The 6113-nt window shown below is 70.5% G+C and carries 4 protein-coding genes; all 4 read left to right on the top strand.

The window, feature by feature from the left end:
• Positions 1–68 precede the first annotated feature (68 nt).
• The 4 genes from FNQ90_RS09815 (at position 69) to FNQ90_RS09800 (ending at position 6001) form a co-directional block, all read left to right on the top strand.
• Positions 69–902 (top strand): sugar ABC transporter permease, encoded by an 834-nt coding sequence (locus FNQ90_RS09815; protein ID WP_182606015.1) that lies wholly within the window; start codon positions 69–71, stop codon positions 900–902.
• A gap of 127 nt (positions 903–1029) precedes the next feature.
• Positions 1030–2691, top strand: coding sequence for a glycoside hydrolase family 13 protein (locus FNQ90_RS09810; protein ID WP_182606014.1), 1662 nt, complete (start codon positions 1030–1032; stop codon positions 2689–2691).
• Entirely contained in the window at positions 2688–3740 is a 1053-nt protein-coding gene (locus FNQ90_RS09805; protein WP_182606013.1) for a LacI family DNA-binding transcriptional regulator, read from the top strand. The genes FNQ90_RS09810 and FNQ90_RS09805 overlap by 4 nt, the downstream gene beginning before the upstream one ends.
• Positions 3741–4255: 515 nt before the next feature.
• Positions 4256–6001, top strand: a complete 1746-nt coding sequence (locus FNQ90_RS09800) for a carbohydrate-binding module family 20 domain-containing protein (RefSeq protein ID WP_182606012.1) — start codon at positions 4256–4258, stop codon at positions 5999–6001.
• Positions 6002–6113: the final 112 nt, after the last annotated feature.

Below are 6113 nucleotides of genomic sequence, written 5' to 3'. Positions count from 1 at the left end.
CCGGCACCCCCGCCCCCGGCGGGGCGGCCGGCGCCGGAACCCCGCCCGCCGACGGCCGCGCCCGGCGCGTGCGGCGGCGCGGCGAGCGCGGACCGCTCGCCTCCTTCGGCCTGCACGCGGGCCTGCTGGTGGCCGCGTTCGTCGCGCTCTTCCCGCCGTTCTGGCTGCTGGTGACCTCCTTCAAGCCCCGGCAGGAGACGTTCTCCCTCACCCTGTTCGCCGGCTTCACGCTGGAGAACTACGACCACGTCATCAACAACACCGCGTTCCTCACGTGGTTCGGGAACTCGGTCTTCATCGTGACCCTCACCACGGTGCTGGGGGTGTTCATCTCCTCCACCACCGGATACGCGCTCAGCCGGTTCAAGTTCCCGGGCATGCGGTCGCTGATGTGGACCCTGCTGCTCACCCAGATGTTCCCGATGGCGGTGCTGATCGTCCCGCTGTACAACCTCATGGCCCGCTACGGGCTGCTCAACCAGCCGGTGGGTCTGATCGTCACCTACCTGACGATCGCGGTGCCGTTCTGCGCCTGGATGATGAAGGGCTTCTTCGACTCCATCCCGATCGCGATCGACGAATCCGGACGGGTCGACGGCCTCAGCCCCTTCGGCACCTTCTGGCGGCTGATCCTGCCGCTGGCCAAGCCCGGCCTCGCGGTGACCGCCTTCTACAGCTTCGTCACCGGCTGGGCGGAGGTCGCCTACGCGACCGCCTTCATGACCGGGGAACGCAACCTCACCCTCGCGGGTGGTTTGCAGACCTTCGTCAACCAGCACACTCAGGATTGGCACTACATGACCGCTGCCGCGGTCCTCATCGCGGTGCCCGCCGCCCTGGTCTTCGGGTACGCCCAGAGGCACCTGCAGGCCGGGCTCACCGCGGGAGCCACCAAGGCGTGACCCGTCCGTTCGCGCGGTCCGGCCGGCGGGGGCGATCGACCCGCTCCGATCGACCCGGCCCGACCGCGCGGACGCCGGCCGGACCCACCTGGCCCCGGCCGTCCCCCCAACACACCACAGGGATGACATGACCCAGCACCTCGCCGACCGCACCCGGCCCGCAGGCGCACCCGCCGAGGCCGCGACCGTGACCGACGACCGCGCGGACTGGTGGCGCGGCGCCGTCATCTACCAGGTCTACCCGCGTTCCTTCGCCGACGGCAACGGCGACGGCATGGGCGACCTGCCGGGGGTCCGCGCCCGGCTGCCGTACCTGGCCGAGCTCGGCGTGGACGCCGTGTGGCTCAGCCCGTTCTACGCCTCCCCGCAGGCCGACGCCGGCTACGATGTCGCCGACTACCGCGCCATCGACCCCATGTTCGGCGACCTGCACGACGCCGACGCGCTGATCCGTGACGCGCACGACCTGGGTCTGCGGGTCATCGTCGACCTGGTCCCCAACCACTCCTCCGACCGGCACGAGTGGTTCAAGCGCGCCCTGCGCGAGGGCCCCGGTTCCCCGCTGCGGGAGCGCTACCACTTCCGTCCCGGCAAGGGCGAGAACGGCGAACTCCCGCCCAACGACTGGGAGTCGATCTTCGGGGGCCCCGCCTGGACCCGGACCTCCAACCCGGACGGCACCCCCGGCGAGTGGTACCTGCACCTGTTCGCCCCCGAGCAGCCGGACTTCAACTGGGACAGCCCCGCCGTGCGTGACGAGTTCCGCTCGGTGCTGCGGTTCTGGCTGGACATGGGGGTGGACGGCTTCCGCATCGACGTCGCCCACGGCATGGTCAAGGCGCCCGGTCTGCCCGACATGGGCTCCGCCGGCCAGCTCAAGCTCCTGGGCAACCAGCAGCTGCCCTTCTTCGACCAGGACGGCGTCCACGAGATCTACCGCTCCTGGCGCGAGATCCTCGACGAGTACCCGGGGCAGCGCATCGGGGTCGCCGAGGCGTGGACCCCCAGCGAGGACCGCACCGCGCTCTACCTGCGCCCCGACGAGCTGCACCAGGCGTTCAACTTCCACTACCTGATGGCCGGGTGGAACGCCGAGGAGCTGCGGCGCGTGATCAACTCCTCCCTGGACTCGATGCGGCCCGTGGGAGCCCCCACCACCTGGGTGCTCTCCAACCACGACGTGGTCCGCCACCGCACCCGTCTGGGCGGCGGGCTGCGGCGGGCCCGGGCCGCCACCCTGCTGATGCTGGCACTCCCCGGTTCCGCCTACGTCTACCAGGGCGAGGAACTGGGCCTGCCCGAGGTCACCGACCTGCCCGACGAGGTGCGCCAGGACCCCTCCTTCTTCAAGGACAACGGTCAGGACGGCCTGCGCGACGGCTGCCGGGTGCCGATGCCCTGGTCCCGGAAGGGCGAGTCGCTCGGCTTCGGCGAGGGCGGCAGCTGGCTGCCCCAGCCTGCCGACTGGGCCGAGCTGTCCGTGGAGGAGCAGATCGGCGACCCCACCTCCACCCTGGAGATGTACCGCAGCGCGCTGGCGATCCGCCGGGAGCACCCCGCACTCGGCGCCGGTGACGCCGTGGAGTGGCTGGACGCCCCCGCCGACGTGGTGGCCTTCCGCCGCACCACCTCCATCGGTCGTTCGGTGATCTGCGTGGTCAACACCGGTACCGCCCCCGTCGAGCTCGCCGGCATCCTGCCCGACGAGGCGGAATTCCTCATCACCAACGATGACTTCGACGGCTCCGGTCCGCTGCCCGGCGACACCGCCGGTTGGTGGGCCGCATGACGGAGGTGCAGGCGGCCCCCGCCCGGCTCGCCGACATCGCCCACCAGGCCGCGGTCAGCGAGGCCACGGTCAGCCGGGTACTGAACGGCAAGGCGGGCGTGGCCGCCGGCACCCGGCAACGGGTGCTCGCCGCGTTGGACGTCCTCGGTTACGAGCGTCCGGTGCGGTTGCGCCGGCGCAGCGCCGGACTGGTGGGGTTGGTCATCCCCGAACTGACCAACCCGATCTTCCCGGCGTTCGCGCAGGTCATCGAGCAGGCCCTGGCCGGTCACGGGTACACGCCGGTGCTGTGCACCCAGTCCCCGGGCGGGGCCACCGAGGACGAGCTGGTGGAGCAGCTCGTCGAGCGGGGCGTGACCGGCGTCATCTTCCTGTCGGGGCTGCACGCCGACACCAGCGCCGATCCCTCCCGGTACACCCGTCTCGCGGGGCGGGGGGTGCCGTTCGTCCTGATCAACGGCTACAACCCACGGGTCGCCGCCCCCTTCGTCTCGCCGGACGACGCCGCCGCCACCCGCATGGCGGTGGGGCACCTGCGGGACCTGGGGCACCGCCGGATCGGTTTGGCGGTCGGCCCGGAGCGCTTCGTGCCGGTGCGGCGCAAGCTCGAGGGCTTCCTCTCCGCCATCGGGCTCACCGCGGCCGAGGCGGTGGCCGCGGGCCTGGTGCAGCACACGCTGTTCAGCGTGGAGGGCGGCCAGGCCGCCGCCTCGGCCCTGCTGGACGCCGGTTGCACGGGCGTGGTCTGCGGCAGCGACATGATGGCGCTGGGGGCCATTCGCGCCGTGCGCGGCCGGGGTCTGGACGTCCCCGGTGACGTCTCGGTGGTGGGGTACGACGATTCCGATCTGTTCGCGTTCACCGACCCGCCGCTGACCACCCTGCGTCAGCCGGTGCGGGCGATGGCCGGCGCGGCGGTCAACTCGTTGCTGGAGGAGATCGGCGGAAATCCCGTGCACCACACGGAGTTCGTCTTCCAACCCGAACTGGTGGTGCGCGGCTCGACCGCCCAACCGCCCTCGGGTCTCGTCCTCGACGGCACCCGCTGACACCACCGGCCGGAGGGTGGTGCCCGCGGGCCCGGGCCCCGGTACGGAACCGAACGGTTCCGCACCGGGGCCCGACTCGTTGTGGGGCGAGGAGTCGTCAGGCGTGGGGGTCCCGGAGCGCGGGTGCGCCGACACGGCGCCGGCCCGGTGCGGGGTGCGGGCGTCCAGGGGGACGCCCCTGGATTGGAACCCGGTCGGTCGGGCGCGTGGGGCCGTGGCCGGCCCCCGACCGACCGGGGGTGACGCGAGGTTAGCAGTCCGCAATCTCTTGCGAAAGAGGTTGCGTTGAGGGAACGCTGGCATTGCCGGGTTGTGTCCGAGGTCTTGACCCGGTTACCGGTGCGTTCTACGGTCTCTTCTGCAAGAGATTGCCGCAAGGTTCAACCACTTGCAGCAAGAGCCTTTCACGGTTCAACGGCCCTGCGGGCACGGCGCGTTGCCTTCCGGCCGCACGGACGTCCCGACGCGGGGACAGCGTCGGGACGGCACCCCCCTCACCTCAATGTGGAGGACCCATGTCCAAAAGAGGCGTCAGGAGAGCCGTGCGCACCGCGCTGGTCGGGCTGGCGGCGGCTGCCACCGCCGCGGTCACACTAGGTGCCCCCACCGCCCAGGCCGCTCCCCCCGGCAACAAGGACGTCACCGCCGTCCTGTTCTCCTGGAACTTCAACTCCATCGCCCGCGAGTGCACCGAGCGACTCGGCCCCGCAGGCTACGGATTCGTCCAGGTCTCCCCGCCGCAGGAACACATCCAGGGTTCCGCGTGGTGGACGCAGTACCAGCCCGTCAGCTACAACATCTCCGGCCGGCTCGGCAACGAGCAGCAGTTCCGCTCCATGGTCAACACCTGTAACAACGCGGGTGTCGGCGTCATCGTGGACGCGGTCATCAACCACATGTCCGCCGGCTCGGGCACCGGTACCGGCGGGACCTCCTACAGCAAGTACAACTACCCCGGTCTCTACAGCAGCAACGACTTCAGTTCCTGCCGCGAGGACATCCGGGGCAGCGACTACACCAACGATCGCTGGCGGGTCCAGAACTGCGAGCTGGTCGGCCTCGCCGACCTGAACACCGGCAGCGCCTACGTTCAGCAGCAGATCGCCAACTACATGAACCGCCTCCTGGGTTGGGGCGTCGCCGGCTTCCGGGTGGACGCCGTCAAGCACATCCCGGCCCAGCACATGGAGCAGATCCGCGCCCGGGTCAACGGCGGCAACGTCTTCTGGAACCAGGAGGTCATCTACGGCGCCGGCGAGGCGATCAAGCCCGAGGAGTACCTCAACGCCGGTCACGTGCAGGAGTTCCGCTACGCGTTCGACCTCAAGCGGATGTTCCAGAACGAGCGGATCGCCAATCTGCAGAACTTCGGCGAGTCCTGGGGCTACATGCCCTCCAACCGCTCCGGTGTCTTCGTCGACAACCACGACACCGAGCGCAACGGTTCCACCCTCAGCTACAAGGACAACGCCACCTACACCCTGGCCAACGTCTTCATGCTGGCCTGGCCCTACGGCAGCCCGGACGTGCACTCCGGCTACGAGTTCAGCGGCTTCGACGCCGGCCCGCCCAACAACGGCAACGTGACCGCCTGCTACCAGAACGGGTGGAAGTGCCAGCACGCCTGGCGGGAGATCTCCTCCATGGTGGGCTTCCGCAACGCCACCCGCGGCCAGGCCGTCACCAACTGGTGGTCCAACGGCAACAACGCCATCGCCTTCGGCCGGGGCACCCGCGGCTACGTGGTCATCAACCACGAGAACTCCACGTTGAACCGGACCTTCCAGACCTCCCTGCCGGCCGGTGACTACTGCAACGTGCAGAACAACACCCGGGTCACCGTCAACGGCAACGGTCAGTTCACCGCGAGCCTCGGTGCCCGCACCGCCCTGGCCCTGCACGTCAACGCCCGCAACTGCACCAACGGCGACACCGGTGGGAGCACCGGCGGCGGGGAGGACCCGGTGACCGGCGGTGCCTCCTTCGGGGTCAACGCGACCACGCAGATGGGCCAGAACATCCACGTGGCGGGCAACATCTCCGCGCTGGGCGGCTGGAACACCGCCAACGCCCCCCGGATGAGCGCCGACACCTACCCGATCTGGCGCCTGGAGCTGGACCTGCCGCCCGGCACCACCTTCCAGTACAAGTACATCCGCAAGGACGCCAACGGCAACGTGACCTGGGAGTCCGGGAACAACCGCACGGCCACCGTGCCGTCCTCCGGCCGGGTGACGCTCAACGACACCTGGCGCAACTGATCGGTCGCCCCCGCGCCTCCGCCCTCTTCCTGCCGGGCCTCCCCGGCGGCGGAAGCGCGGGGGCACGGCCCCTGTCGGCGGGGCCGGCCCCGCGGCCGGCCCCGCCCTTTCC

Origin of the sequence: Streptomyces alkaliphilus, from assembly GCF_014141535.1 — a bacterium.
Classification (GTDB): domain Bacteria; phylum Actinomycetota; class Actinomycetes; order Streptomycetales; family Streptomycetaceae; genus Streptomyces; species Streptomyces alkaliphilus.
Note: the sequence above shows the minus strand (reverse complement) of the source record. Positions and strands in the feature narration are given on the sequence as shown.

What these genes read in the sequence shown, in the direction of transcription:
- FNQ90_RS09800 (WP_182606012.1), top strand. Translation starts at nt 4,256, where the DNA reads ATGTCCAAAAGAGGCGTCAGGAGAGCCGTGCGCACCGCGCTGGTCGGG.
- FNQ90_RS09805 (WP_182606013.1), top strand. Translation starts at nt 2,688, where the DNA reads ATGACGGAGGTGCAGGCGGCCCCCGCCCGGCTCGCCGACATCGCCCAC.
- FNQ90_RS09810 (WP_182606014.1), top strand. Translation starts at nt 1,030, where the DNA reads ATGACCCAGCACCTCGCCGACCGCACCCGGCCCGCAGGCGCACCCGCC.